28 protein-coding genes and 1 tRNA gene are annotated in these 26,684 nt (G+C 68.6%); 15 read left to right on the top strand and 14 right to left on the bottom strand.

The features are described from left to right. Positions 1-72: 72 nt before the first annotated feature. Together SM754_RS04940 and SM754_RS04945 are read right to left on the bottom strand one after the other, a co-directional pair. Positions 73-936: a 2-oxoacid:ferredoxin oxidoreductase subunit beta gene (locus tag SM754_RS04940; RefSeq protein WP_323675089.1), complete on the bottom strand. Its 864-nt coding sequence runs from the start codon at positions 934-936 to the stop codon at positions 73-75. After that, a complete protein-coding gene (locus SM754_RS04945) occupies positions 933-2,687 on the bottom strand; it encodes a 2-oxoacid:acceptor oxidoreductase subunit alpha (RefSeq protein ID WP_323675090.1) in 1,755 nt (584 codons plus the stop codon). Before SM754_RS04945 ends, SM754_RS04940 begins: the two co-directional genes overlap by 4 nt. A gap of 177 nt (positions 2,688-2,864) precedes the next feature. On the opposite strand from SM754_RS04945, the gene SM754_RS04950 reads away from it, so the two are divergent. From SM754_RS04950 to SM754_RS04970, 5 genes are all read left to right on the top strand, one after another. Beyond that, positions 2,865-3,512 (top strand): FAD-dependent oxidoreductase, encoded by a 648-nt coding sequence (locus SM754_RS04950; RefSeq protein ID WP_323675091.1) that lies wholly within the window; start codon positions 2,865-2,867, stop codon positions 3,510-3,512. A 144-nt stretch (positions 3,513-3,656) separates the two neighbouring features. Next, positions 3,657-4,244: an NUDIX hydrolase gene (locus SM754_RS04955; RefSeq protein ID WP_323675092.1), complete on the top strand. Its 588-nt coding sequence runs from the start codon at positions 3,657-3,659 to the stop codon at positions 4,242-4,244. Then, a complete protein-coding gene (locus tag SM754_RS04960) occupies positions 4,232-4,861 on the top strand; it encodes an NUDIX hydrolase (RefSeq protein WP_323675093.1) in 630 nt (209 codons plus the stop codon). Before SM754_RS04955 ends, SM754_RS04960 begins: the two co-directional genes overlap by 13 nt. Further along, positions 4,854-5,402 carry an NUDIX hydrolase gene (locus SM754_RS04965; protein WP_323675094.1) on the top strand — a complete coding sequence of 183 codons (549 nt, stop codon included), beginning with the start codon at positions 4,854-4,856 and terminating at the stop codon, positions 5,400-5,402. Before SM754_RS04960 ends, SM754_RS04965 begins: the two co-directional genes overlap by 8 nt. A 65-nt stretch (positions 5,403-5,467) precedes the next feature. Continuing rightward, a complete protein-coding gene (locus SM754_RS04970; protein ID WP_323675095.1) occupies positions 5,468-5,812 on the top strand; it encodes a hypothetical protein in 345 nt (114 codons plus the stop codon). Between the two features lie 40 nt (positions 5,813-5,852). On the opposite strand, the gene mce is transcribed toward SM754_RS04970, so the two are convergent. Next, a complete protein-coding gene (gene mce, locus SM754_RS04975; RefSeq protein ID WP_323675096.1) occupies positions 5,853-6,239 on the bottom strand; it encodes a methylmalonyl-CoA epimerase in 387 nt (128 codons plus the stop codon). 133 nt (positions 6,240-6,372) lie between these two features. Between mce and SM754_RS04980 the strand changes: the two genes are divergently transcribed. The 3 genes from SM754_RS04980 (at position 6,373) to SM754_RS04990 (ending at position 9,521) form a co-directional block, all read left to right on the top strand. Continuing rightward, positions 6,373-7,479 carry an aminotransferase class V-fold PLP-dependent enzyme gene (locus SM754_RS04980; RefSeq protein ID WP_323675097.1) on the top strand — a complete coding sequence of 369 codons (1,107 nt, stop codon included), beginning with the start codon at positions 6,373-6,375 and terminating at the stop codon, positions 7,477-7,479. A gap of 92 nt (positions 7,480-7,571) precedes the next feature. Continuing rightward, the gene (locus SM754_RS04985) at positions 7,572-8,555 is read left to right on the top strand and encodes a hypothetical protein (RefSeq protein ID WP_323675098.1); all 984 of its coding nucleotides are present in this window, start codon (positions 7,572-7,574) and stop codon (positions 8,553-8,555) included. Between the two features lie 12 nt (positions 8,556-8,567). Next, positions 8,568-9,521, top strand: coding sequence for a hypothetical protein (locus tag SM754_RS04990; protein ID WP_323675099.1), 954 nt, complete (start codon positions 8,568-8,570; stop codon positions 9,519-9,521). Positions 9,522-9,628: 107 nt separating this feature from the next. On the opposite strand, the gene SM754_RS04995 is transcribed toward SM754_RS04990, so the two are convergent. Next, a complete protein-coding gene (locus SM754_RS04995) occupies positions 9,629-11,311 on the bottom strand; it encodes an acyl-CoA mutase large subunit family protein (protein WP_323675100.1) in 1,683 nt (560 codons plus the stop codon). Between the two features lie 150 nt (positions 11,312-11,461). Between SM754_RS04995 and SM754_RS05000 the strand changes: the two genes are divergently transcribed. Continuing rightward, positions 11,462-11,734 carry a DUF8142 family protein gene (locus SM754_RS05000; RefSeq protein WP_323675101.1) on the top strand — a complete coding sequence of 91 codons (273 nt, stop codon included), beginning with the start codon at positions 11,462-11,464 and terminating at the stop codon, positions 11,732-11,734. A gap of 206 nt (positions 11,735-11,940) precedes the next feature. Here the strand turns inward: SM754_RS05000 and SM754_RS05005 are convergent, their stop codons facing one another. Continuing rightward, positions 11,941-12,561 carry a GNAT family N-acetyltransferase gene (locus SM754_RS05005; protein WP_323675102.1) on the bottom strand — a complete coding sequence of 207 codons (621 nt, stop codon included), beginning with the start codon at positions 12,559-12,561 and terminating at the stop codon, positions 11,941-11,943. 176 nt (positions 12,562-12,737) lie between these two features. Here SM754_RS05005 and SM754_RS05010 point away from each other — a divergent pair, with 176 nt between their 5' ends. The 4 genes from SM754_RS05010 to SM754_RS05025 all read left to right on the top strand — a co-directional run bounded on the left by SM754_RS05010 (position 12,738) and on the right by SM754_RS05025 (position 17,050). Further along, positions 12,738-13,880: an acyl-CoA dehydrogenase gene (locus SM754_RS05010; RefSeq protein ID WP_323675103.1), complete on the top strand. Its 1,143-nt coding sequence runs from the start codon at positions 12,738-12,740 to the stop codon at positions 13,878-13,880. Positions 13,881-13,927: 47 nt separating this feature from the next. Continuing rightward, positions 13,928-14,000 (top strand) — tRNA-Gln (locus SM754_RS05015). A gap of 295 nt (positions 14,001-14,295) precedes the next feature. Beyond that, entirely contained in the window at positions 14,296-16,122 is a 1,827-nt protein-coding gene (locus SM754_RS05020) for a multicopper oxidase family protein (RefSeq protein WP_501993739.1), read from the top strand. Between the two features lie 655 nt (positions 16,123-16,777). Further along, a complete protein-coding gene (locus SM754_RS05025; protein ID WP_323675105.1) occupies positions 16,778-17,050 on the top strand; it encodes a DUF7571 family protein in 273 nt (90 codons plus the stop codon). Between the two features lie 183 nt (positions 17,051-17,233). Here SM754_RS05025 and SM754_RS05030 read toward each other — a convergent pair whose 3' ends face one another. Next, on the bottom strand, positions 17,234-17,731 hold the full coding sequence (locus tag SM754_RS05030) for a hypothetical protein (RefSeq protein ID WP_323675106.1): 498 nt from the start codon (positions 17,729-17,731) through the stop codon (positions 17,234-17,236). A 196-nt stretch (positions 17,732-17,927) separates the two neighbouring features. Here SM754_RS05030 and SM754_RS05035 point away from each other — a divergent pair, with 196 nt between their 5' ends. Next, complete coding sequence (locus SM754_RS05035; RefSeq protein ID WP_323675107.1) at positions 17,928-18,107, top strand: DUF5786 family protein; 180 nt, start codon at positions 17,928-17,930, stop codon at positions 18,105-18,107. A gap of 99 nt (positions 18,108-18,206) precedes the next feature. On the opposite strand, the gene SM754_RS05040 is transcribed toward SM754_RS05035, so the two are convergent. The 3 genes from SM754_RS05040 to SM754_RS05050 all read right to left on the bottom strand — a co-directional run bounded on the left by SM754_RS05040 (position 18,207) and on the right by SM754_RS05050 (position 20,783). Next, positions 18,207-19,232 carry a DUF3179 domain-containing protein gene (locus tag SM754_RS05040; protein ID WP_323675108.1) on the bottom strand — a complete coding sequence of 342 codons (1,026 nt, stop codon included), beginning with the start codon at positions 19,230-19,232 and terminating at the stop codon, positions 18,207-18,209. Between the two features lie 135 nt (positions 19,233-19,367). After that, a complete protein-coding gene (locus SM754_RS05045) occupies positions 19,368-19,943 on the bottom strand; it encodes an AN1-type zinc finger domain-containing protein (protein ID WP_323675109.1) in 576 nt (191 codons plus the stop codon). A 48-nt stretch (positions 19,944-19,991) separates the two neighbouring features. Continuing rightward, positions 19,992-20,783: an alanyl-tRNA editing protein gene (locus SM754_RS05050; protein ID WP_323675110.1), complete on the bottom strand. Its 792-nt coding sequence runs from the start codon at positions 20,781-20,783 to the stop codon at positions 19,992-19,994. Positions 20,784-20,911: 128 nt separating this feature from the next. Between SM754_RS05050 and SM754_RS05055 the strand changes: the two genes are divergently transcribed. Next, positions 20,912-21,610 carry an HD domain-containing protein gene (locus SM754_RS05055; protein WP_323675111.1) on the top strand — a complete coding sequence of 233 codons (699 nt, stop codon included), beginning with the start codon at positions 20,912-20,914 and terminating at the stop codon, positions 21,608-21,610. Positions 21,611-21,760: 150 nt separating this feature from the next. Here the strand turns inward: SM754_RS05055 and SM754_RS05060 are convergent, their stop codons facing one another. From SM754_RS05060 to SM754_RS05080, 5 genes are all read right to left on the bottom strand, one after another. Next, complete coding sequence (locus SM754_RS05060) at positions 21,761-22,483, bottom strand: LysE family translocator (RefSeq protein ID WP_501993755.1); 723 nt, start codon at positions 22,481-22,483, stop codon at positions 21,761-21,763. Between the two features lie 160 nt (positions 22,484-22,643). After that, complete coding sequence (locus SM754_RS05065) at positions 22,644-23,432, bottom strand: TMEM165/GDT1 family protein (protein ID WP_323675113.1); 789 nt, start codon at positions 23,430-23,432, stop codon at positions 22,644-22,646. After that, positions 23,429-24,178 carry a metal-dependent transcriptional regulator gene (locus SM754_RS05070; protein WP_323675114.1) on the bottom strand — a complete coding sequence of 250 codons (750 nt, stop codon included), beginning with the start codon at positions 24,176-24,178 and terminating at the stop codon, positions 23,429-23,431. The genes SM754_RS05065 and SM754_RS05070 overlap by 4 nt, the downstream gene beginning before the upstream one ends. Before the next feature lie 67 nt (positions 24,179-24,245). Beyond that, a complete protein-coding gene (locus SM754_RS05075; RefSeq protein WP_323675115.1) occupies positions 24,246-24,641 on the bottom strand; it encodes a TRAM domain-containing protein in 396 nt (131 codons plus the stop codon). Positions 24,642-24,779: 138 nt separating this feature from the next. Next, a complete protein-coding gene (locus tag SM754_RS05080) occupies positions 24,780-26,561 on the bottom strand; it encodes a radical SAM protein (protein WP_323675116.1) in 1,782 nt (593 codons plus the stop codon). Between the last annotated feature and the right edge of the window lie 123 nt (positions 26,562-26,684).

Genomic DNA, 26,684 nt, shown 5'->3' on the forward strand with positions numbered 1-26,684 from the left:
GCGGCCTTTTTTCATCAACGTTTTTTCGAGGAGAGGTGCGCCGCAGGCGCACCCGACGCAGAAAAAAGGTTGTTAGTAGAACTCGCGGACGAGGTCCATGCCGTCTTCGGGTGCGCCGTCGGGGATCTCGCTCATGTCGGTGTCGACGCCGTGGGTGTCCTCGTAGGACGTTGCGTCTTCGTCCTGCCAGATGACGCCCATGTACTCCTTGTCCGCTTCGAGGATCTTCTCCTTGGCGGCTTCGCGGTCGGTGGGGTCGTGGCCCTCCTCCTGGAGGTCGACGAGCGAGTCGCGGAAGTAGTCGTAGGTGTCGACGTCGTTGAACGTCACGCAGGGGCTGAAGACGTTCACGAACCCGAACCCGTCGTGCTCGATGGCCTTCTGGACGATCTCCTGGTGGCGGAGTGCGTCGCTACTGAACGACTGCGCGATGAAGGATGCGCCGGAGGCGAACGCGAGCGCGAGCGGGTTGACCGGGGGCTGCTGGGGGCCTTCCGGGGTCGTGCTCGTCTCGAAGTCCTCGCGGCTGGTGGGCGACGCCTGCCCCTTCGTGAGGCCGTAGATGCGGTTGTCCATGACGACGTACGTCATGTCGACGTTCCGGCGGACGGCGTGCACGAAGTGGCCCGCGCCGATCGAGTAGCCGTCGCCGTCGCCGCCGGCGACCATCACTTCGAGGTTCGGGTTCGCGAGCTTCGCGCCGGTGCCGACCGGGAGCGCACGTCCGTGCACGCCGTGCAGCGCGTAGGCGTGCATGTACGTCCCGATCTTCCCCGAGCACCCGATGCCGGCGACGAGGAACGTGTCGTCAGGCGAGTTCCCGGTCTCCGCGAGCGCTTTCATCATGCCGTTCATCGTCCCGAAGTCACCGCAGCCGGGACACCACGTCGGTTGCTTGTCGGACTTGAAGTCCGTGAATCTGACGTCGCTACTCATGCTTGTGCCTCCAGTCGCTCCGTGATATCCGCAGCCAGCTCGTCCGCCTTGTACCGCACGCCGTCGTACTTGTTCACGCGCTGGACGCGTTCGAGGACGTCGTGCTCGATGAGGTCCGCGAACTGTCCGGTGGCGTTACACTCCACGACGATGGTCTCCTCCGCGGCCTGCACGTCCTCGGTGAGGTCCGGGCGCGGGAAGATGTACGGCACCGAGAGCACGCGCACGTCCACGTCGTCGCCCATGAGGTCGAGGGCTTCGACGAGCGCACCTTCGTTCGAACCCCACGAGATGACGAGGTTGTCCGCGTCCGGGTCGCCGTACTCGCGGACGTCCCAGTCCTCGCGTTCCTTCGCGGTCTCGACCTTCCGCTGGCGTTTCTCGACCTGCTCCAGGCGGACGTCCGTGTCCTCGGTGCGGCGGCCGAGCGCGTTGTGCTCCAGGCCCGTGCTCATGTGCGCGCCCTGCTCGGTGCCGGGGAACGCGCGCGGACTGATGCCGTCCTCGGTGGCGGCGTGGGGCTGGAAGCGGCCTTCGGCGTCGAGCCACTGCTCGATCTCGGCCTCGTCGACGACCTTCCCGCGGTCGACCTCGACCGCGTCCATGTCGAACGCCTCCGGGGAGAACGTCTGCTCGGTGACCGCGAGCGCGAGGTCCGCGAGCAGGTAGACGGGCACCTGGTACTTCTCCGCGAGGTTGAACGCCTCGACGGTCTTCCAGAAGCACTCGTCGATCGTCGTCGGCGCGACGACGAACCGCGGAATCTCGCCGTGCCCGCCGTACAGCGCCATGTTGAGGTCGCCCTGTTCCTGCTTCGTCGGCATCCCCGTCGACGGGCCGCTCCGCATGACGTCCGCGATGACCAGCGGCGTCTCCGAGGTGGCGACCAGCCCGAACGTCTCCGTCATCAGGTCGATACCGGGACCGGACGTCGCGGTCATCGACCGCGCGCCGGCGCGCGCCGCACCAAGTGCCATGTTGATCGCGGAGAGCTCGTCCTCGGCCTGCACGACCTGCCCGCCGAAGTGCTCGATGCGGCCCTTGAGGTACTCCATCACGTCCGTCGCGGGCGTGATCGGGTATCCGGCGTAGAACCGGCAGCCGGCCGCGATGGCGCCCATCCCGATGGCTTCGTCGCCGTTCAGGAGGACGTAGTCCGCGTCCGTGGTCTCGAGCTCGTAGTCGAAGTCGTCGGTGGAGACGTTCCCGTAGTTCTCCTCGACGTACTCCTTCCCGAGGCGCGCCGCTTCCTTGTTGTTCTCGACGATCTTCTCGCCCTTCCCACCGAAGCGCTTCTCGAGCGCCTCGTCGAGGTTCTCGATCGGGAAGTCCGCGAGCTCGCACGCCGCGCCGAGCGCGACGATGTTCCGCATGATGGCGCCGCCGGCGTCCTCGGCGAGGCTCTTCAGGGGAACGTCGATGGCGAACATCTCGTCGGGAATCTCGGCCTCCCAGGAGCGTTCACCGTCGTAGATGATCGCGGAGTCGTCGTGCAGTTCGTCGAGGTTCTCGTCGATCGTTCGCTGCGTGAGCGCGACGAGGAGGTCGAGTCGGTCGACGACGCTCTGGACGTCGTCGACGCTCGTTCGAACCTTGTACGCCGTGTACCCACCGCGGATGCGCGACGCGAAGTCCTTCGAGGTGAATACGTGGCGCCCTGCTCTCGAGAGCGCCTGGGCGAATATCTTGCCTGTGGAGTTGATGCCGTCGCCGGCTTCGCCTCCGATAGCCCAGTTGAAGTCCTCAGCCATGTTGTGGTAGGGCTACCGTGGGAGTTGGCAAAAGGCTTCTGAAACACCGGGCAACCCGCTGGATAATCCGGGGCCGGACGGTGATGGTCGGTGGACCTGCGTCGGGGTGATTGCGCCGATTCGGGGAGTTTGGGTGCGAGTGAGAAGGCCTTTGGTCCGACCATGGAACGTTCGGGTATGGACGAGTACGAGGTCGTCGTCGCGGGCGTCCGCGACGTCGGCGAGGAGACGATCGCGATAGATGTGGAGACGCCAGCGGGATTCTCGGCGCTCCCGGGACAGTTCGTCGTCGTACAGGCGCCGGTGGACGGCGAGCTCGTGGACCGCTATTACACGATATCGTCGCCGGACACCGAGGGGACGTTCGAGATGACGGTCGAGATAGACCCCGAGGGCGACGTGACGCCGTGGCTCGCGGACCTGGCTGCGGGCGATGCGCTCGCGTTGAAGGGGCCGCTCGGTGAGACGTGCTACGACGACGAGGGGGACGTGCTCGCGGTCGCTGGCGGACCGGGTATCGGGCCGGCGCTCGCGATCGCGGAGCGGGCGGTCGACCACGGCCACGAGGCCGCGCTCGTCTACGAGGACGACGGGTTCGCGCACCGGGAGCGTCTCGACGCGCTCGCGGACGCCGGCGTGGCTGTCGAGTTGCTCGACGAGACCGCCGCCGACCGCGAGCGCGCGCTCTCGGACGCCGCTGCCGCACGCACTGACCTCGGGAATGCGTTCGTCTTCGGGTTCAGCGAGTTCTGCAGGACCGTCAGGGACGCCCTGCGCGACGCGGGCCTCGACGACGACGCCATCCACGTCGAGAGCTTCGGGTAACTTCGACGCCGGCCGGGTCGAGCGGGTCGAGCAGGTCGAGCGGGGTGAACGGGGCGGGAAGTGCGAGCGGGTCAAGCCGGGTCGTGGACGCGCGGAGGGGATATCGAAGCGGCTTAGTCCCGCGCTCGTGTCGATTCGGAGTCCATGGCCCCCGAGTACGTGAACCGCGAGGCGGTCCGCGAGCGCGTGGCGAGGTTGCTCGACGAGTACGGCCGCGAGGGCGTCGCGGTGACGACGGCGCGCGAACCGCCCGAGGAGGACTTCGAGACGCTGCGTGGGTACGCGGAGGACGGCTACCTCGGCGGCGGCTACTGCGTCGTCGTCCGCGAGGAGGCCGACCATCCGGGGTTCTCGGAGACGATGCCGGAGGACGCGAACACCGAGGGACCGCGGGCGCTGCTCGCGCTCGGCCGCTACGGGGAATCGTGGGGGCCGGCTGGGGGTGGACGCGAGGCCGGGGAGACGTTCGAGGCGGCGGCGGAGCGGGAGGTCCGCGAGGAGGTCGGCGTCGACTGTTCGGTCACGGACGTCCTCCTCGTCCGCCGCGTCACCGTCGTCGACCCCGACTCCGGCGACGAGATACACCTGGCGTACGTCGTGTTCGAGGCCGCGTACGACCACGGCAGCATCGACGTTCAGGAGACCGAGGTCGCCGGTGCGGCGTGGTTCGACGACCTGCCGGCGAACCGGCATCCGTACGTCCGTCCGTTCGCGTGGCGGTGGTCGGCGTGACGGGCGTCGGCGGCGACGAACTCCTCGGCGGCGTCGTCTCCGCGGCGGACGTCGCGACGCGACTCGCCGCACTCCGCGAGCGCTTCGGCGAGTTCCCGCTCCGCGAAGCCGAACGCGAGAACGCCCCCGGCCACTTCGACGCGGGCGTCGACCGCGCGCTCTCGGGGTGGCGCGGCGACGCCGGCGTCCTCGTCCGCGACGTCGACGGGCGCGTGCTCCTCGTCCGGCACGCCGACGCCCCCGAGCGGTGGGGGACGCCCGGCGGCGGGCACGAGACCGGCGAGGACTTCGCGGAGACCGCGCGGCGCGAGGTCCGCGAGGAGACCGGCGTCGACCCGGCGCTCACGGACGTCCACGAGGCGGTGCGGACCGAGGTCCGCCACGAGGACGACGTCGAACGGACGTTCACGATGCTCACCGTGCACTTCGAGGGCGAGGTCGACGCCGCCGAACCCGGTCTCGACGTCGGCGACGACGAGATACTCGAAGCCAGGTGGTTCGAGACCGCCCCCGATCCGGAGGCGCTCCACGACCACTGCCGCGAGTGGGTGCGGGAGACGCTCGCGGGTCTCGACGCGACCGGTGGCGGGTCGACCGGCGAGCGCGACGATGACTGACGGGGTTCCGACGCCGCCGCGGGAGACCGCGTACGACGTGGACGTGCTCCGGGAGGCGTACGGCCCGTTCCCGGCGTACGACAGGACGTACGAGAAGGGGGACGCGAGCGCGCTCGTCGAGGCGAAGGGACGGGACGCACTCGGTGGTGCGGCCGTCGTCGTCCGCCGCGAGCGCGACGGCGCGGTCCTGTACGCGGACGTCCGCGAGGACGACGCCGACTGGGCGGTCGCGGCTTGGGACGTCCCCGGCGGCGGGCGCGAACCCGGGGAGCGGCCGGAGACCACGGCGGTCCGCGAGGTCCACGAGGAGGTCGGCCTCGCCGTCGACCCCGTCGACGTGCTGGCGGCCTACCGGTTGACGTTCGACGACGGCGACCGGGCCGTCACGGGCGTCTGGGTGCGATTCCTCGCGACCGTCGCCGACCCGCGCGCGCTCGACGTCCAGCACGAGGAACTCGCCCGGGTCGCGTGGCGGACCGACCGACCCGCCGACGTCGACGACCTCCTCGCGCTCGCACTCGACGAACTCGACGACCACTGACCCCGGCGATCGCGGTGAGCGTCGCCGGGGAACGATTCAAGTTCCGTGCCGCTGTAATCTACCGTATGCCAGATGCAGCAGACGACGAGCGGGACGTCGACTTCGTGCTCGTCGAACCGGACGACGCCGACGACGGGACCGAGGCGGACGCGGAGACGGGGTTCGTCATCGTCCGCGACACCGACCTCGTCCCCGTCGGGGACCCGACCGCGAACTATCCGGCGGTCATCGAGGACGTCGAGACGGACTTCGTGCTCGTCGAGACCGAGGACGCGGAGCCGACCGACTTCGTGCTCGTCGACCCCGATGACGCCGACGTCCGTCGGGACACCGGGCTCGTGCCCGTCGACCCGGACGACTACGCGCTCGACACGCGCCCGGCGGACCCGAAGCGGAACGGCCAGCGGTAGGTCGCCGACGGCCGTCGTTCGAGGCTTCGACTCTGGTCGGTCAGTGCTCGACGAACTCGACGAGCACGCCGCCCGTCGATTTTGGGTGACAGAACGCGACGTCGTGCCCCCACGCGCCCGGGCGGGGGTCCTCGTCGATGAGGTCGACGCCGAGGTCGCGAGCGTTCGCGAGCGCGCCCTCGATGTCGTCGGTGGCGTACGCGACGTGATGGATACCGCCCTCGCGGTCCTCGAGGTATCGAGCGATGGCGCCGTCCTCCGCGAGCGGTTCGAGGAGTTCGAGGTAGCCGTCGCCGGTCTCGAGGAAGACGACGAGCATCCCGTCGAACTCCTCGCGGTGGACGCGCTCGGCGTCGAGGAGGTCGACGTAGAGGCTGGCGAGGTCGTCCGCGTCGGTCGTGGCGATGCCGGCGTGATCGAAGTGCATACGCGACGGTGCGGTCGGTGGCGGGTTAAGTCCCGGCGGTCGCGCCCGCCCCAGAAGGGCCGTGTCGTCGGCCGAACCCGCGGATGGAGAACCGACCCACAGGGATTTGTACGATGCGTACAACGCTGCGGGCATGGACCCCGCCGACATCCGCGCGGACACGCCCGCACTCCGGGAGACGACGTACCTGAACACCGGCGCGAGCGGCCCGAGCCCGCGACGCGTCGTCGACGCCGTCGAGGGCTGGTACGAGCACCACGAGTACGAGACGCCCGCGACCACCGGGATGTACGAGCCCGCGTTCGAGCTGTTCGAGGACGTCCGCGAGACCGTCGCGGCCCACGTCGGCGCCGACCCGATCGAGGTCGCACTCACCGGGAGCACGACCGACGGCATCAGTCGACTCCCGCTCGCGATGGACTGGGACAGCGACGACGTGGTCGTCCGCACCGACGCCGAGCACGCCGCCGGCATCCTGCCGTGGCGACGCCTCCGCGACGAGTACGGCGTCGAGGTCCGCGTCGTCGAGACCGACCGCGGCCGCATCGACCCCGACGAGTGGGCCGACGCCGTCCGGGACGCGACGCTCGCGACGTTCTCCTCCATCTGCTGGACGACCGGCGTCCTCGCGCCCGTCCGGGAACTCACCGAGATAGCGCACGACGCCGGCGCGAGGGTGCTCGTCGACGCCGTGCAGTCCACCGGCCAGCACGCGTTCGACGTCTCGGAGTGGGGCGCCGACGTCGTCGCCGGGAGCGCGCACAAGTGGCTGCTCGGCCCGTGGGGCGCCGGCTACATGTACGTCGACGAGGCGTTCGCCGAGACGCTCGAACCCGCCCAGCTCGGGTACCGGAACCTCGCCGACCCCTACAGCGACCCCTACGAGTACGAGGCGGGCGCGAAGCGCTTCGAGTTCGGGACCGTCGCCCCCGCGCCCTACGCGGGCCTCCGAGAGGCCGTCGAGACGATGGAGGAACTCGGGATGGACGCCGTCGAAGCGCACAACGCCGACCTCACGGACTACCTCAAGGAGCACATCGACGACGACCGCCTCGTCTCGCCGCGCGAGCACCACTCGGGACTCGTCTCCTTCTCGGACCCCGACCCCGAGGCGACCGTCGAACGCGCCGCCGACGCCGACGTCCAGATCCGCTCCATCCCGACCGCCGGCGTCGTCCGCGCGAGCGTCCACGTCTACAACACCCGCGAGGACGTCGACGAGCTCCTCGCCGTCCTGTAGCCCCCGCGTCAGCTCCCCGGTCGCCCGAAACCCGCTGAAACTGGCGTTTCAGCTACCCGAAGAAAGTCACCCGTGGCCGTCGACGCTCACGTATGAAGCGACGCGCGCTCCTCGCCTCGCTCGGTGCGGCGGGCGGTACCCTCGGCACGGCCGGCTGCCTCCAGGGCACCGGCAGTCCGACCACGACGACCGACGCACCCGGCGACACGACGACCGAACCGTCCGCGACGCGGAGCGACACGACGACGCGCGAGAGCTCGACCACCGAGAACTCGACCACGGACCGCGAGCGCACCGACGACGGCACGGAACAGCCACCGGACGGCGAGTTCGACCCCGCGGGCGACCCGGTGGCGACGCTGTCGGTGAACGACCGCTCGGAGCTCTCGTTCCCGGACGCCAACCGCCCGCACTCGCTGGCGCTCTGGAACGCAGTGGACCGCGAGCGCGACGTCCGCGTCGAGTGGGTGGACGGCCGCACCGACGAGCTGGAGCGTTCGGACGCCGTGACCGTGCCCGCGGACGGCCTCCTCCAGGTCGACCTCCAGGTGCCGACGCGGTACGTCGTCACCGTCCGCGCCGACGACGCGGCGCTCGGCGAGGTCCGCGTCGATCGCGGCCAGTTCGACTGCAACGCGTCCGCGGGCCGGTACGCGCTCCGCGAGTCCGACCTCGAGGACTACGGCGTCGTGAGCACGGCCGCGGGCTGTCCGGCGCCGACGGTCGCCGAGGCGTCGCTGACCGCCGGCGACGGCGACTGCGGGAGTCGCGACGGCGAGACCGCGGTCGCGGGCTACGGCGACCGCGCCGTCACCGTCGAGGGGACCGTTCCCGCACCCGACCCGTGCCACGACCTCGCCATCGCGGACGTCAGCTACGACGGGAAGACGCGGACCGCCCGGGTCGTCGTCGAAGCCACGACGAACGACGAGGGCTGCGTGCAGTGCGTCGGCGCCATCGACTACACGGCCACGATACGGTACGACCACGACTTCCCCGACCGCGTCGAGGTCTACCACCGGAGTTGGGACGAGGACCGCCGCGTCGCCACCACCACCTGGAACGATGACATCTGAGGACCGACGCCCATGAAGCGACGCACGCTCCTCGCATCGCTCGCCGGAACGACCGCCGCGATTGGAACCGCGGGCTGCCTCCAGAGCTTCGGCTCAGACCCCGGAACGAAGCCGGGGAGGGGACCGACAAAGCGCCCGCCGTCTGAGCGTCCCAGCGAGTCCACGACGACGGGGTCGGACGACGCGCGGGACACGAACGCGCTCGACCCGGAGTGGGACCCCGCGGGCGGCCCCGTCGAATCGTTCGCGGTCGGCGACCGCGACGCGGTCGCGTTCCCGAACGCGAACCGGCCGCACGGCCTCACGTTCTGGAATCGCGTCGACCGCGAGCGCGAGGTCAGCGTCGAGGTCGCCTCAGGCGCGACCGACGTCACCGAGACGCTCGGGCCCGTCGCCGTTCCCGCCGGCTACACGTTCGAGGTCTCCCTCCGGGTACCGACGCGGTACGCGCTCGGTATCTCCGTCGACGCCGACGCGTTCGGCACCGTCATCGTCGGCCGCGAGCACTTCGACTGCAACCACTCGGGCACGAGCTACGCGCTCGGCGACACCGACGTCGTGGACTACGGCACCGAGAGCACGCTCGTCTACTGCACGCGCCCCGCGGTCGCCGCCACGAGCGTCGACGTCGACGACCGCGGGTGCGCGAACGACGCCGGCGGCGATGCGACAGTCCGGTACGACGGCGAGCGCGTCACCGTCGACGGCACCTTCGTCGCCTCGAACCCGTGCCACGACCTCGCAGTTGGGGAATCGTCGTACGACGACGAGACGAACACCGCTCACGTCGTCCTCGACGCCACCCACCCCGAGGACCAGGCGTGCCAGGACTGCGTCGGCGCGCTCTATTACCGCGCGACCGTCGACTTCGACCACGACCTCCCAGACCGCGTCGCCGTCCATCACCGCGACGCCGACGGCGACGCAGTGCGCGTCGCGACCGCCACGCGGAACGCAGGTCGCTGAGACAACGACGACCGAACACCGGAACGGCGACGATGAAGTCGCAGTCCCCTCCTACAACCGGTGGTTGAAACGGCGACCCGGCGGTCGCCGTATGCTAGAAAAGTCAGTCAGAGCGCGCTCCCGGGCTGATATTCCCCGAAGACGTCACGCATCACGTCGCAGATCTCGCCGACGGTCGCGTACGCCTTCACGGCGTCGACGATGTACGGCATCACGTTCTCGTCGCCAGCGGCCGCATCGGAAAGCGCCGCGAGCGCCGCGTCGACCGCCTCGTCGTCGCGGTCGGCCTTCACGGCTTCGAGGTTCCGAACCTGCTTCTCCTCCTCCTCCGCAGCGACCTCCTCGATGTCCATCTCGGGTTCCTCGTCCACCTGGAACTCGTTCACGCCGACGATGACGCGCTCGCCGTCCTCGATCTCCTGCTGGCGGTCGAACGCGACGTCCTGGATCTGGCGCTGCACCCACTGGGACTCGATGGCCTCGCGCATCCCGCCGCGCTCGTCGACCTCGTCCAGTATCGCGAACGCGTCCTCCTCGACCTCGTCCGTGAGACTCTCCACGTAGTAGCTGCCCGCGAGCGGGTCGATGGTGTCCGCCGCCCCCGACTCGTGCGCGAGAATCTGCTGCGTGCGGAGCGCGGTCCGCACCGACTTCTCCGTCGGGAGCGACAGCGCCTCGTCCTTCCCGTTCGTGTGCAGCGACTGGGTTCCACCGAGCACCGCCGCGAGCGCCTGGTACGCGACGCGAACGACGTTGTTCTCCACCTGCTGTGCGGTCAGCATCGACCCCGCGGTCTGCGTGTGGAACTTCAACTGCTTCGACTTCTCGCTCTCCGCGTCGAACCGCTCCTCCATGATTTTCGCCCACATCCGGCGGGCCGCCCGGAACTTCGCGACCTCCTCGAAGATGTTGTTGTGACCGTTGAAGAAGAACGACAACTGGGGCGCGAACTCGTCCACGTCCAACCCGGCGTCCAGCGCCGCCTCCACGTACTCGATGCCGTCGCCGAGCGTGAACGCGAGCTCCTGCGCCGCCGTCGACCCCGCCTCCCGGATGTGATAGCCCGAGATGGATATCGTGTTGAACTTCGGCGTCTCGTCCGCGCAGAACTCGAAGATGTCCGTGATGATGCGCATCGACGGCGCCGGCGGATAGATGTACGTGTTCCGCGCGATGTACTCCTTCAGGACGTCGTTCTGGATGGTGCCCCGCAGCTCCTCGCGGTCGACGCCCTGCTGGTCGCCGACCGCGATGTACATCGCCAGCAGCACGCTCGCGGGCGCGTTTATCGTCATCGATGTCGACACCTCGTCGAGCGGGATGCCCTCGAACACCGTCTCCATGTCCGCGAGCGTGTCGATTGCGACGCCGGACTTCCCGACCTCGCCCGCGGACATCGCGTGGTCGCTGTCCCGCCCCATCTGCGTCGGCAGGTCGAACGCCATCGACAACCCCGTCTGCCCCTCGTCCATCAGGTAGTTGAAGCGCTCGTTCGTCTCCGCGGGCGTCCCCATCCCCGCGTACTGGCGCATCGTCCACAACCGACCGCGGTACCCCGTCGAGTACACGCCGCGCGTGTACGGGTCCTCGCCGGGGAACCCGAGGTCGTCGTCGTGGTCGAGGTCAGCGACGTCGTCCGGCGTGTAGAGCCGCTGTACCTCGTGCCCCCCGGTGTCGGTCGTGAACTCGTCCTTGCGCTCGCCGAAACGCTCCAGGACCGGCTCGACCTCCTCGGCCTCCCAGTCCTCGCGTCCCTCCCGGATCGCTTCGAGGTCGTCCTGGTCGAACATACCAGAACCGTCGGTCACCCACGCCATAAATCACCGCGATTACGCGACGCCGGCCAGTTCCCGAACGTTCACGGTGCCACCCCCGTAATCGTCGTCGCGTTCGACGCGCCGACCAGCGTGCTTTTGAAACTCCCTCCCTGAGGGTCCCGTATGGACGCGCTCCCGACGAACGACGACGACGCCGGCAGCAGTCGCGCGCGAGCCGCGCTCTACATCTCGCCGTTCGTCGCCATCGGGCTCTTCGACGTCGTCCTCCTGCTCGGCTGGGGACTGGACCCGCTCTGGGGGTTCATGATACTCCCACCCATCCTCGCGATATCCATCCTCGGCTACATCGGGTTCCGGCACGGGTTCATCCGCGACGTCGGCGAGGACCGGTACGGCGACGAGGACGACGAACCACACCGAGACACCCAGTTCTGAACGGATGCCGACGCTCGTCCGGCATCGCGCCGACGTGTCCCCGACAATCCGGCGGTCGCGGCCGCCGGCAGCGACGTCGTTCCCGCGTTCGTCCTCGACCCGGCGTTCCCTGACGCCGGGCAGGCGAGCCTCGGCGACCTCCGAGCGACCCGTCGCGTCGGGTCCGCGACGACCGCCTCGTGACCGCAGACGGCACGCCGACGTCGCTACCGGCCCGTGTCGTACTTGTACGTCGCCGAGTCCTCGTCGATACCGAAGTCCTCCGCGGAGTCCTCCGCGTCCGGCGGCTCCTCGCTCTCCGCCGCCGTCTTGAAGCGTTCGCGGAACCGCGGCGGCACCGAGAACGACTCGACCGCGAGCCGCATCGGCGTCGCGTCCGGCGCCACGCCCTCGCGTTTCTCCTCCAGGCGTTCCGCGAGCGCGTCCGGGAGCTCCTCGGCCGACGTCGTCTCGAACCCGAACTGTGCGAGGTAGGTCGCCTCGTCGGTCAGCGCATAGACGACGTCGAACCCCTCGTCGCTCGCGTACTCCACGAGGCGCTCCACGACGTGCGCCCCCACGCCCTGCTCGCGCCAGCCATCTAGGACACCGATGCTCGTCATCTCGCAGACGTCCTCGGGCACCCGGTCGGTGCGGCCGCTCTGCGTGCGCTCGCGCTCCGCGGCCTTGTGCACGCGGATGCGACCGAACCCCGCCCTCGCGCTCGACGCCTCGTCGACCGCGATGACGTAGTCGCGCGACCGGAACGCCGTGCCGTCAAGCCCCATCTCGTCGATGCGGTCGAGCAACCAGACCTCGTCCCTGTTCTTCGCGTCCCGGACGTACATACGGACCCCTACGCTGTCGGCGACAATAGAAGTTATCCCACACGTGGCACGTCACCACGGCACTCACCGGTCGTCGTGTCGCCCACGCGGTCACCCTCCGCCAGCAGTCCCGGTTGTCTCGGGTTCCGCGCTCCGCGAAGGGAAAAGTAAAGGAACGCCCCTCCTACCGTTCGCGTATGGACTTCAGTCTCTCTGCCGAACAGAAACAGATCCGGGACATGGTCTCGGAGTTCGTCGACGAGGAGGTCGTGCCCCAGGCCGCCGAGATCGACGAGCACGACGAGTTCCCGCGCGACCTCGTCGACGAGATGGCCGACCTCGGCCTGATGGGGATGCCGTTCCCCGAGGAGTACGGCGGCGCCGGCCTCGACTACCACAGCTACGCCATCGGTATCGAGGAGATCTCGCGAGGGAGCGGCGGCCTGGGCACGGTCGTCGCCGCGCACATCAGCCTCGCCGGGAACATGATCTACGAGTTCGGCGACGAGGCCCAGAAGGAGGAGTACCTGACGCCGCTCGCGGAAGGCGAGGACGTCGGCGCGTTCGCACTCAGCGAACCGCAGGCAGGCAGCGACGTTCCCGCGATGGACACCACCGCCGAGAAGGACGGTGACGGCTACGTCATCGACGGCGGGAAACTCTGGATCTCGAACGGCTCGGTCGCAGACACCATCACGGTGTTCGCGAAGACCGACCCCGACGCCGGTAACAAGGGCATCTCGAGCTTCGTCGTCCGCCCCGAAGAGGACGACGGGTTCATCGTCGAAGGCACCGAGGACAAACTCGGCGACAAGGGCTGTCCGACCGCCGAACTCCGATTCGACGACTGCTACGTCCCCGAGGACCGACTGCTCGGCGACGAAGGCCGCGGGTTCGTGCAGGCACTGAAGACCCTGAACGGCGGCCGCATCACCATCGCCGCACGCTCGGTCGGTATCGCTCGCGCCGCACTCGACCAGGCGCTCGACTACGCGCAGCAGCGCGAGCAGTTCGAGCAACCCATCGGCGAGTTCCAGAGCATCAAGCACAAGCTCGCGGACATGGACACGAAGGTCCAGGCCGCGGAGATGCTCATGCACAAGGCCGCCGACAAGAAGATCCGCGGCGAGGACTACATCAAGGACGCCGCACAGGCGAAGCTCTACGGGAGCGAGATCAGTCGCGAGGTCGCGAACGAAGGCATCCAGATCCACGGCGGCTACGGGTACACGAAGGACTTCCCCGCCGAGCGCTTCTACCGGGACGCGAAACTCAACGAGATCTACGAGGGGACGAGCGAGATCCTCCGGAACACCATCGGCGACCACCTCCAGCAGTAACGACGGAAGGTAACCCTCTTAACCGTCGACGCGGAACGTCCGACTGCAGTCCCGTGGTGTAGTGGCCAATCATAATGGCCTTTGGAGCCATTGACGGCGGTTCGAATCCGCCCGGGACTACTCGCGAGGAACGAAGGTGACCAGCGGGTCGCCCATCGCGTGATTCGAACCCTGCCAGTCGCGCGACCATGTCCGGCGGTGGTTCGATATCCACCCGGGACGAGCTCGTCTTGAGGGTGGGTAATCGACCGGTCGGAGAGGTAACGCTCAAACGATTGGCACTTTCAATCGGCAATAGGTTTTTTGTTGTCTTTGCTGATGTGGTCCAGTATGGGTATTTGGGACCATACGGTGGTGGCCGGCCCCGCTGTGGACGGGTGCCGGACCGAGCTGCAATCGAACGGGTGGTTCGACGATGCGTAACCCGTCGAGACGCCTGTTACTGAAACTGAGCGCGGGCCTTGGTGTGGCCGGGTTCGCCTCGCAGGGCGTCGTCGCGGACGAAGGCGACGACGAGTCCGGCGTGGGGCATTCGTCGCCGGACCTCGAGAAGTACGTGCAGGCGCTCCCGCGTCCCGGTGAGCGGTCGCCGGACGGGACTTACCGGGGCGCCGACTATCACGAGGTCGCCGTGGAGGAGGCCACGCACTCGTTCCACCCGGACCTCGGGGAGACGACCATCTGGGGGTTCGACGGGCAGTTCCCCGGGCCGATCATCGCGGGGCGACGCGGGCAGCGTCTCGCACTGCGGTTCGACAACGGCGACCTCCCGGACGAGCACCTGTTCGAGGTCGACGAGCGCATCCCCGGGACGACGACCGAGAACTACGTCGGGTACGACGGCCCGGTGCCGGAGGTGCGGACGGTGACGCACGTCCACGGGTTGAACGTCGACCCGGCGAACGACGGCCAGGCGGAGATGTGGACGTCCCCGGACGGCGTGACCGGCCCCCGGTTCGTCGACGACGTCCAAGAGCTCCCGAACCGCCAGTCTCGGCTGACGTCGTCGTATCACGACCACACGCGCGGCGTCAGTCGCCTGAACAACTACGCCGGCCTGGTCGGCGCGTACTACATCCGGAGTCCGCAGGAGGAGCAACTCGCGCTCCCGGACGGCGAGTACGACGTGCCGCTGGTGTTGGCCGACCGCGCGTTCGAGGACGACGGGTCGCTGCACTACCCCGAGGAGTTCGTGCCGAACTTCGCGGGCGACGTGCCGACGGTCAACGGCGCCGCGTGGCCGTACGTCGAGGTCGAACCGCGACGGTACCGGTTCCGGTTCCTCAACGTCTCCAACGGCCGGACGTACGACATCGGGCTCGAGACCGAGGGCGGTAGTCACGACGACGCCCACGACGTCCCGACCCTGCACCAGATTTCGCCCGGGCACGGGTTCCTGGACGAGGTCGTGTCCATCGGTCACGGTGGCGACATGGAGTCGCTCGTCGTCGCGCCGTTCGAGCGCGCGGACGTGATCGTGGACTTCTCCGAGCACGCTGGCGAGACGTTCACGGTGACGAACGACGCCGCGTTCCCGTACGGCGGCGGGACGAGCCACGACGACGGCATGAGTGGCATGGGCGAGGACGACGGTGGACACGGCGACGACGGCGGTCACCCGCAGATCGGCGAGCTCATGCAGTTCAGGGTCGCCGACGAGGTGAGCGAGCCCGACGACACCGCGGACCCGACCGAGTTGCGACTTCCGACCCGGAATCGCGTGAATCCCGAGGCGGCCCGGACGACCCGGAAGGTGACCATGGGGATGAGCATGGACGAGCACGGCCTCATGGTCCACAACCTGAACGGGAAGGAGTGGGGCGACGGCATCGACGTCAAACCACAGCGCGGCTCGACGGAGATCTGGGAGCTGGAGAACAACACCATGCACACGCACCCGATCCACCTCCACATGGTCGAGTTCGAGGTGCTCGAGCGCGACCGCGGCGACGAGCACCACGGCCCACGCGGGCCGCTGCCGAACGAACGAGGCGGCAAGGACGTCGTTCGCGTCGACCCCGGAGAGACGGTTCGGATCGCCATGCAGTTCGGGGACTTCACCGGGCGATTCCCGTTCCACTGCCACATCCTCGAGCACGAGGAGTACGACATGATGCGGTCGTTCAAGGTCGTGACGGGGAGCGGCGATGGCGGGAACGGGAACGACGCTGGCGGGGACGGCAACGGCGATGGCGGGAACGGCAACGGCAGCACTGGGAAAGGAACGCCCGGTGGTAAGTAGGGGCGCTACCCGGGCGTCTCGATTCGCAGGGTAGAGAGCCGTTACGTTCGTTGAGGCGGTCGGTTTCGGGCACCGAACACTTGGAAATCGTGCCGCCTCGTTCTTCGTCCTTATCTGAACACTGCCTGCTCACCGTGTGAGCCGGGTGGGCCATCACGGGTCGGTGGATTACCTCGGTCGCTCTGGCGGTCTGTCCCCTTGCGGGAAGCGTCCCAGCGACCGCCACGGCGGTCAACCCAGCAGACGCAGGGGTGCCGACTGCGGGATTCGACTCCATCCGCCGACCGAGAGCGGATTCGAGCGCCGTCGGCAGTCGGCGCTCGGACGCGGCGGAACGCTCCGCTCGAGAGCGGACCGACCGAGAGGGTAGCTATCGACCCGGCAGCGATTATCTGGCGTTTGCGGTGACAGCGGGCCGAACCCGACGACAGGCCGCCCTCGTAAGCGGCGGCGTCCCCTGCCGTTTGGGGTGGCTTCTCGTCGGCGTGGAACTGCTCGGAGTCCTGTGGCGTGAGTCCGTACTCGTTGTGACGTGGGGGCCGTACTCGTTGTGGCGTGGGGGACCGTACTCGTTCTGGGGTGCGTTGGTGCTGTGGGGCGGTTCTGCCGTGGCCGGAAGGCCTATACGAGGGTGTGTCATGCGTTGTGGTGTACCGTGTTCCAATCGTGCCAGAACTGTCAGGCGACCATCGACGAGTACCTGTTGGACAAACAACTCGAAGGGCTGCGTGACCTCACGGTCGACGACTTCAACGTCTGTGCGGACTGCGTGACAGTGGTAGCCGATGCGTGCGGCGAGTGCGGCGGCGCGGTGTACGTCCCGCGAACGGCGAGCGAGGAACCGGAGATCTGTCCGGCGTGCCGGTCCGCGCTCCTCCAGGAGACGGGACGTGACCCTGGCTGGCAGTACGATACGATGTCGACCTGAACGGGTCGACGCGCGGTTCTCCGTTCTCTCCCTGGCACCAGCGGAGCGTTTAGGCTGGCTGCGACGCACTGGGGCGGTATGGCTTCCATCGCTACGTTCACGCTCGCGCCCGAGACGCTCGTCTCGGTCGACGGAGTCGGTGACGTCGTGGTCGTTGCGGGCGAGTGAGAGCGTCGCGGTCGGTCAGCGCTCGGCGCGCGTACTGAGGTGGTCGTACGCGACGCTGCCGGCGATGAGGAGCACCTCGACCGCGAAGAGCGCGAGCGTGAGCCGCAGCAGGCCGCTCCCGAAGCTCGCGGCGTTCCCGCCACCGGCGACCGTGAAGAACGCGGCGACGGCGCTCGCGCCGAGCGTGTACGTCGCGAGCGTCCAGAGCGTCTGCCGGACCCCGTACAGCGGTCCCTGGGGGTCGAACCAACTGTCTGGGAGGGCGCTCGTGCTGTCGTTGACGTCGTCGCCGCGGACGGTCTCCAGCTGCATGTTCCCGCAGCGGTCACACGGTGGCGTGTGCTTCGGGACGGTCTTCCCGCAGCTCGTGCAGCGGAACGCGACCGCGTCGATGCTGTAGTCCTCGGCGTCGTCGTCGTCGACGTGCCGGACGTCGTCGCTCGCGCACTGCAGGCACGGCGTCGTCTCCTCGCGGTAGGTTGCGCCGCACGTCCGGCAGACCCACTCGTCCATGCGTCAGCTAGGCGATGGTGGTGAATACCTCCTGCGTTCCCGGGGAGTCGCGTGACTGCGATGGCGTCGACCGCCCGGCGAGGCTGGGTAGCGACCGGACGATGACTGGCCGGCGAGACTGGGTGGGGCGTGAGCGCGTGTCGTGGCGGCGCGGAGACCGGGTCGCTTTTCCGCACCGTTCCCCCACGTTGCGGGTATGGGTTTTGGTAGCTACGACGAGTCCGAACAGAAGGACGACGACACAGACTTCGACGACGACGATGCGGTGAACGTGCACGAGTCCGAGCACGACGGCGACGTCTCCTTCGAGTCCGAGATGTCCAACGAGGAGCTCGTGGATCAGCTGTCCCACATGAAGGACGGCGACGACGACTGACTCGGCGATCGTCCGCGGTCATCGCGCCGCCGCGCTGGATTTCCCGCATCTGCTTTCTCCTCTCTGTCCGTCGCGGTCGACGGCCCGGTGGTGCGTCGGTTACGGCGCCCAGAAGGCGTCGGGGCCGTGGTCGTCCTGCCACGCGAACGCGAACAGGCGGCGGGCCGGGAGGCGTTCGAGCCGACGGCCGTCGTCGCTCTCCCCGGTCGTGCCGCTCCAGCGGGCGCCGTCGGCGACGTACGTGCCGGGTTCGACGGTGCGCTCGAACGCGAACCCGGGGTTCTCGTAGGCGTGCACGCCGTCGGGCGTGGCGAACGCGACCACGTCGCGGTCGCCGACGGTCGCGTGCGCGACGCTCCCGTTCGCCTCCAGCCGGTCGAGCGGGAACCCGAGCGCCTCGCCGTCGCGTTCGACGCCGAGGACCACGGTCTTCGGTGCGAGGTCGTCGCGATTCCAGTCGCGACCGTCGCCCGTGCCGCGGTGCGCGTCGAGCCCGAAGCCCGCCGTCTCGAAGTACGCCTCGTACGGCACGTCGTCGTACTCGATGGGCGCGGGCTCGTCCGTGTCGCTCGCCGCCTCGCTCTCGCCACCGGGAGCGACGAGCACCTCGCCGTCGGGGGTCGAGTCACGGAACGCGCCGACGGTCGTCATCGCCGCCGGAACCACATCGAGGTCGGTGCCTTCGAGCGACCCGGCGATGGCGGTCCCGAGCGACTGCTTCCACTCGCTCTCGGTCTCGCGGTCGTACATCACGAGGTCGTCGTCCGCGAGCTTCCCGCTCACGCCGAACTCGAGGACGCGCTCGCCGTCCGGCGTCCGGACCGTCCGCTCGTAGACGACGGCGCTCCCGCAGAGCGGACACCACGTCACCGCCACCGGCGCCTCGTCGACGACCGCGTTACAGACCTCGTGATAGTGCAGGTACCGGATGGGGAACGCGCGCGCCGGGTCACCGTCGACGGAACCGCCGCTCGCGGTTCCGTCTGCTCGTCGCGTCGGCGACGCGACGCTGTCGACGACGACGACCTCGTCGCCCGGGTCGCCCGCGTACTCGCTCACCGGTTCGTACGACGGGTCGTCCACGCTCGGGATGGCGTCCCGCGGGAGGACCGATTTGACGTCCATACCCGGCCGTGCTCGGGGCGCCCGTGAAAACGTTCGGATGTGCGAGCGCGCCGCACGTGAGCGATTACGACCGAAAGTCGAAAACGGAACCGCGTGTCAGTTCGACGGCACTGCTACTCGCATCTGCGTCGCGGGCTACGAAGATCTGAAAAGTCCACTCAACGCGGACGAGATTCGAGCGAGGGAGTCGCGCGTTCGATTCAGGATACTCGATAGAAAGGAGTCCTTCTGCCTGGCGTTGGACGCGTCTCCGGCGTCTCGGGTCCCTTTCGTGGTTTTGACCGGTGGGCCGCTGGATTCGTTCTGTTCTGCACGCCGACAGTCGAGACAGTACGTCGAACCGTGGCCAGCGACGTTGTTGCATCCCGGAGATCGACAATCCGTCTTTCCGAACTGTCGTCGCTGGGTTCCTCCACTCCGATCGCGTTCGTTCAAGCAGTTCGGACAGTACGCCTCGTCGTAATCCGACCGATTCGTACAGCTTTCGGCAGCACAGCTCTCCTCGTCCCCGTCACTGGAGGGCGATGTCGACGATTCTTCGGTGTTCAGGTCGACATTCCGTTCGTGTACGATTCCTCCAGTCGCACGTTCGCGGAGGCCGCAACGATGTTTCTCGGGGAGTCGATGGTCAGAACAGAGCGTCTTTCCGCATTCGTTGCAGGTGTAGAGGAGCCCGTCTGATTCCTCGCCACAGGCGTCACACAGGGCCATTCGAGAATACGTCAGAACTCCTGTATGATAAGTACGATGGTTGGTTGTTCAGTCGAGCTCGAACCGGACGCGTTCCTCGCCCTTCCCCGCAGTCTCGCGTCCAGTCACGGTCACCTCGCCGACCTCGCCGGTGCCGGTGACGTGCGTCCCGGCGCACGCCGTCCGGTCGATGGGGTCGCTGGCCGCGTCCGTCCGCTCGCAGTGGCCGCGCGGCCCCGAACCACCGATCTCGACGGTGCGGAGTTCGGTGATGCTGTCGGGGAGCAGGTCGATGCGCGTCCGGTCGGTGTCGAGCTCGCGTTCGGCGCTGTCGCGATCCATCGTGTACCAGCGGACGGGCTCGTCCGCGTCGACGAGGTGGCGGAGCCGGGACTCGATGCCGTCGAGGTCGTCGTCGTCGAAGCGGTCGTACTCGCAGTCCAGGCGCGCGCGGTCCTCGTAGAGCTGGTTCCCGGTCGTCCGCGCACCGTACTCGTCGAGGAGGACGGCCGAGAGGAGGTGCTGGGCGGTGTGGTACCGCGAGTGCGCGGTCCGGCGAGCGTCGTCGACCACGCCGACGACGTCGTCGCCGACGTCGAGGTTCAGCGCCTCGTCGGCGTCCACGGCGCCGTCCCCGTCCAGATCCAGGTCGAGGTGGTGTTCGAGTTCGTCCGTCAGCTGGACGTCGACGACGTCGAACTCGTCGTCGTCCGTCCGGAGGACGCCCGTGTCGTGGGGTTGCCCGCCGCCGGTCGGATAGAACCGCGTCGCGTCCAGCACCACGCGGTCGCCGCGGACGTCGGTGACGGTCGCGGTGAACTCGCGGACGCTCGAATCGTCGAGGTATCGTCGCTCGGTCACGGTCGCTCGGAGGATGCGGTGAAAGGTAAGTGTAGGGTGTCGAAACGCCTAAGAGTTGAACGGGCGTTTTTAGAGACAACAATGACCAAGCACAGTTCGATTGCGGTTCTTCTTCGAGGTGGGAAGGCGTGGGCGTCGAGATAAAGGAAGGGCGCGTGACCGACGAGGCGTTCGCGGACATGAAGCAGTTCGTGTACGACTACCTCGCGGCGAGCGTCGAGAACGAGGAGGAGGGCGGCCGGATGCGGTGGTACCCGTGGCATTCCGCCGAGTACCGCTACAACCACATCCTGAACGTCGTCGAGCTCGCCGGGAAGATCGCGGAACGCGAGGGCGCGGACGTGGACGTGACGAAGGTCGCGGCGCTGTTCCACGACATCGCGAAGCTCGACGCGGACCAGGACGTGCACGCCGAGGAAGGTGCGCGCGTCGCTCGCGAGTACCTGGAGACGCGCGGGTCGTTCCCGGCGTCGTTCGTCGACGAGGTCTGTCGGAGCATCGAACTCCACTCCTACCAAGACGACCTCTCGGACCTCCCGATGGAGACCCAGAGTCTCGTCGAGGCGGACATCCTCGACAAGGTCGGCGCGAACGGGACGGCGCTGATGCTCCTCCGGATGGGGTACGAGGCGCGGACGCACATGGATAGCGCGGAGATGGTCGAGCGCGTGCTCGACCGCGGCGAGGACGCCGTGGAACGCATCGAGTCCGATACCGCGGAGTCCATCGCGCACCAGCGGTTGAAGCGCGTGAAGTGGTTCCGCGAGTGGCTCCAGGGCGAGGTCGCGGAGATGGACGTCGAGGACACCGACATCGACCTGCGCTGACGAGCGACCCCTGCCACGAGAACGCCCGATCCGGTCGTCGAGCGCAGCGACCGGTGCGTGCGCCGAGCGCAGCGGCGCGGACGCTCGCCGAGCGTACCGTCGCGTGCGTTCGTCGAGAAGCGACTCCCGAAGGTCCGGTTCGTGCGTCGGTCAGAGGAGGCTGCCGGCGGCGTCGTAGAGGAACACGACGCCGAATCCCGCGAGAACCAAGGCGCTGACGGCGGCGACGGCGGGCGCGAAGTCGTCGACGCGTCTGCCGGCGGCGACGAGCGTCGCGGGGAAGCCCGCGACCCAGCAGAGGATGCCGAGGAAGAACCCGACGAGGAGCGCGGGACTGCCGGTGGTGACGACGAGCACGCCGCCGAGCGACTCGCCGACGTAGGGTGCGTGCGAGAGGACGTCGACGGTGCCCGGGCGGAGCATCCTGACGCCGACGGTCAGCCAGAACACGATCTGGTAGGGGTTCGTGATCGCGAGCGCGAACGCCTTCGTGAACCCGCGCTTGTCCGCGTCGGTGCGCGAGGCCGACGGCTCGGTTTCGCCGGCGAGGTCGGTCGTCGACCCCCCGGTCGCGTCACCGCCGGCCGTCGCGGGTTCGACGCCGAACGCGGCGCCGTTCCGGACGTCCTCGACGGCGCCGTACGCGAAGTACAGCATGAGGACGCCGCCGCCGGCGACCATCGCGGCCTTCAGCGTCGGCGCGGTCTCGACGAACTCGACGACGCCGACCGCGGCGAGCACGAAGAACGCGGCGTCGGCGGTGAACGCGCCGAGGCCGGCGCTCGCACCGGCTCGCCAGCCGCGGACGACGCTCTCCTGGGCGATGACGGCGTTCATCGGTCCCGGCGGGGCGGCGAGTGCGAGCCCGAACACGGCACCGAGGGCGAGCGTCGCGGCGAGTGAGACCATTCTCGATAGCCTACGACCGAGTACCCGAAAAGTCCGTCGTCATCGGCGACCTGTTCGCGAATCGTCGTCGACGCGGACGCGAGCCGTCGCCGACCCGACGCGAGTCGCCGTCGATGCGTCGAGGTCAGAGGACGACCACGAGCGCGGTCGGGACGACGTTCGCGACGGCGTCGAGGACCGGCGCGAGCGCACCCGTCAGGGCGGTGACGAAGCGCTCCCAGAGGGAGACGCCGACGACCAGCGAGAGCGCGGTGTCGAACGCGAAGAACGCGAACACGCCCGCGCCGACGTAGTGCGCCTTCCGGACGTCGAAGCGGTGACTGAACGTGTAGAAGAAGTACGCGTTCGCGAGGCTCACCGGGACGATGGCGAGCATCTCGCCGACCCAGATGCCGGCGCGCGCGCCGTAGTCGGCGGCGAGCGTGATGGTGATGATCTGGGTCTTGTCGCCGAACTCGCCGGTGAACATCATCGCGAAGATGGGGACGAACCCGCCGAGGACGTTCGGGACCTGTCGCCCGAAGACGGTGACGTCGTCCACGTCGCCCGAGAGCATCCCGCCCGCGTCGGCGGCGGTGAGCCCGCCGTCGGTCTCCGCGCCGGACGCGCTCTCCGCGCCGGACTCGCCTCTCTCGGGCGCGGACCGCACGAGCAGGACCGCGAACACGAGGAACATCGCTCCCGTGAACACGTCCAGCCAGAACCCCGGCAGGACCTGCTGGATGACGCTCCCGGCCTGTATCTCGGCGACCGTCCAGAGCGCGAACGCGCTCCCCGCGGCCGCAACCACCACGAGCGGGTTGTACCGCGTGGACAGGCCCGCGATGATGAACTGGACCTTCTCGCCGGGGAGGACGGTCAACTGCGCGAGCGCCGCGATGACGACGAGCTCCCAGAACGGGACGTCGGTCACGCTTCCGACACCTCCTCGACGTCGTCATCGTCGTCCGGCGCGTCCGCCTCGCGTCCCTCGTCGTCACCGCTGCCCTCGGGCGCGTCGCCGTCGAGGTCGCGGACCTCGATCGACGCAGCGATCGCCTCCGGGAGGCTCTGCTCGGCGTCACCGACCGCGACCGTCACCATCCCGAACGGTGCGACCGACACCACCTCCAGGACCGTGCCCGGCGTGATACCGGCGTCCTTGAGGTACCGGAGCTCCTCGTCGTTCCGGTCGCTCACGCGCGCGACCTCCACGACGTCCCCCGGTTCGCGCTCCGCGAGCCGCGTGTGACCGGTCGCCTCCGGTTCGCTCAGGTCCGCGCCCGGGATGGGGTCGCCGTGCGGGTCCACCGTCGGTTCGCCGAGCGCGGCCGCGAGCCGGCGCTCGAACTCCTCGCTGATGTGGTGCTCGAGGACGTCCGCCTCGTCGTGGACCTCCGTCCAGTCGTACTCGAGGTGCTCGGTGAGGTACGTCTCCAGCAACCGATGATGGCGGAGGACCTCGAGCGCGACCGTCCGCCCCTCCTCGGTCAGCTCCACGCCCTTGTACTTCTCGCGGTCGACGAGCCCGCGCTCGGCGAGCTTCTCGACCATGCTCGTCACCGTCGGCGAGGTGACGTCGAGGTGCTCGGCGATCGCGGAGGTCGCGACCGGCGGCTCCTGCTCGTCCTGCAGCTCGTAGATTGCCTTCAGGTAGTCCTCCATCACGTCACTCAACATTCGCTCGAACGGATTTAGACGCGTCTAACGCAAAAAAGAGTCGGTCGCGAAACGAGCGGTGGGACGGTCAGATGTCCTCGTCGAGTATCTCGCCGACCGCGAAGTTCGACTTGACCTCCGTGATCTCGACCTTGACGCGCTCGCCGACGTCGGCCCCCGGGACGATGATGACGTACCCGCGTTCGACGCGAGCGATTCCGTCACCTTGCTTCCCGATGTCCTCGATCTCGACGTACCGGGTCTCGCCGCGCTCGACCGGCGGCTGGGGTTCGGACGGCGACGGCTCGGAGCCGTCGTCGCTCGACGTCGACCGTTCGCGCTCGATGAGCGCGACGCGATACGTCCCGCCGGGGTCGACGGTCCCGCGTTCGACCTCTCGCTTCGGAATCTCGACCGTATAGGAGTCGCCGTCGTCGGTCACTTCGGCGCTGAACAGACACAAGAGCTTTTCAGATATTTCCACAGTTAACCCTCACCCCTACGTGTCGGCGGCGCACCTTAGAACTACCGCCAACGCCAGCGTAACTTTCCCCGAGACCAGCCACGCACGTGCCCACGCATGGACGCGGTCACCGGGCGGTCGCGTCGACCTGCGTCCGCGTCAGGGGGAGGGCTGGCCCTGCGGCCGCCGGTCGTCGACCGTCGCGAACCCCTCCAGGCCGACGTCGGCGTCCACGGGGAGGTCCGCGGTCGACTCGTAGGGGCGGTTCACGACGACGTCGCCCGCGGTTCCGGACCCGATGCCCGGAATCGCGGTCAGCTCGTCCATGCTCGCGGCGTTCACGTCGAGCGGGTACGGGACGCCCGTGACCGACCGATAGCCGTGGTCGACGATCGCGACGTCGCGGACCGCGCCGAGCTCGCGCTCGCCGGGGATGCCGACGAGGAGCGGGTACGTGCCGAGCTGTCGGCCGAACGTCCGCCCGTCCTGATGGTACTCGTAGTGGACGTCCGGCAGCACCGTGCCGACGGGCGCGACCCGCTGGAGCATCGGGTTGTCGACGGTCTCGCGGACCTCGCGCTTGTACGCCTTGAACTGGCGCTTGTGGTCGAGCGCGATGCTCGCACCCGTCTTCGCCATGTCCGTGCCCTCGAACGCCATCACCTGCCGGATGTTCACGCGCCGGAGCATCAGGCCCGCGTCGAGCACGCGCTCCAGGAACTGCTTGTTCAACTCGTAGGTCTCCTCGGTCTCGCCGTCGAGCCCGTGCAGGAGGTTGATACCCGGGAGGAGCTTCGGGAGACGCGGACTCGAGGGCGCACTTCCGTCGCCGTACGCGGTCGCGTCCGCGCCAGTCGCCACGTCCGTCGACGGCCCCGTCCCGGGCTCCTCGCCGGGCCGCCACCCGGCCTCCTCGTTCACGATGCGGACCGCCTCGAAGCACTCGTCGGCGGTGACGTTCAACTCGTTCTGCTCCTGGACGACGGGGTCCGCGGACTCGAGCCCGAACGCGGCCGTGTCCCCGGGCGTGTTGTGTCTCGCGATGACGCGGATGCCCTCGCGTGACAGCTCCGGCCACTTCACGACCGTTATCGGGTTCATGTTGTCCAGGTGCAGCGTCTCCAGGTCGGGCGCGACCTCGCGGATGCCGCCGTAGAGCTGCCGCAACGCATCGGGATTGGGCTTCTCGCCGTCGCCGCCGTACGCGAGGATGTCCGCCTGCCGGCCGATACGGAAGTGCTTCACGCCGCGGTCACTGAGCGCGTCGACCTCGCCGACGACCGAGGGGGGCGTCCGGAAGTCCGGGTCGCCGTACATCGGCTCCGTGCAGAACGAACACCGGTACGCGCACCCGCGGGACGTCTCCAGTTCCGCGATGAGGTAGTGCGGGTGGTTCGGGTGCTGTTCGACGACGAACGCGCCCGCGCTCGCCCAGCGGTCGACCTCCGCGACGTCTCGGTACCGGTCGTTGAACCCCTCCATCCCGCTCTCGACGAGGTCGTACGCGGCCGCCTCGACGTCCGCCATCGCGAGGAAGTCGAAGTCGAGGTTCTTCCGTTCGGTCTCGGTCGCTCCCGCGTTCTCCTCGCCGACGCCGAACCGAACCGGGCCACCCATGACGCTCGTCCCGTTCGCCGTCCACGCGAGCTCGCGGACCTCGTCGGGCTCCGCGGGCGTCCCGCCGACGTACTTCCCGGGCACCGTCATCCCGCCGATGTATATCATGAGGTCCGCCCGCTCGACGTCCAGCCACTTCGAGCGGTCCTCGCGGAGTTCGTCGATGGTGTGGTACGTGACGTTCTCCTCGGGGACCCCGGCGTCGACGAGCGCGCCAGCCGTGTACCGCGGGTACGTCGACACGTACGGCGGCACCCCGAAGTGCGCCGGTTCGTCGACGTAGCCGTCGACGAGGGTCACGTCGACGTCAGCAGGGTCGGTCATAGGACGTGGTTGACGCCCGAACGGTAAAACGCGTGCGGAACGACCCGCGAGGGGCGCTGGCTCGACCGGCGACGGTGCTGGCGCGGCGCGCTTCCCCCTCCAAAAGGGTCTTTCCCGTCGCCT

This window comes from Halorubellus amylolyticus, assembly GCF_034808145.1.
Taxonomy (GTDB): Archaea; Halobacteriota; Halobacteria; order Halobacteriales; family Natrialbaceae; genus Halorubellus.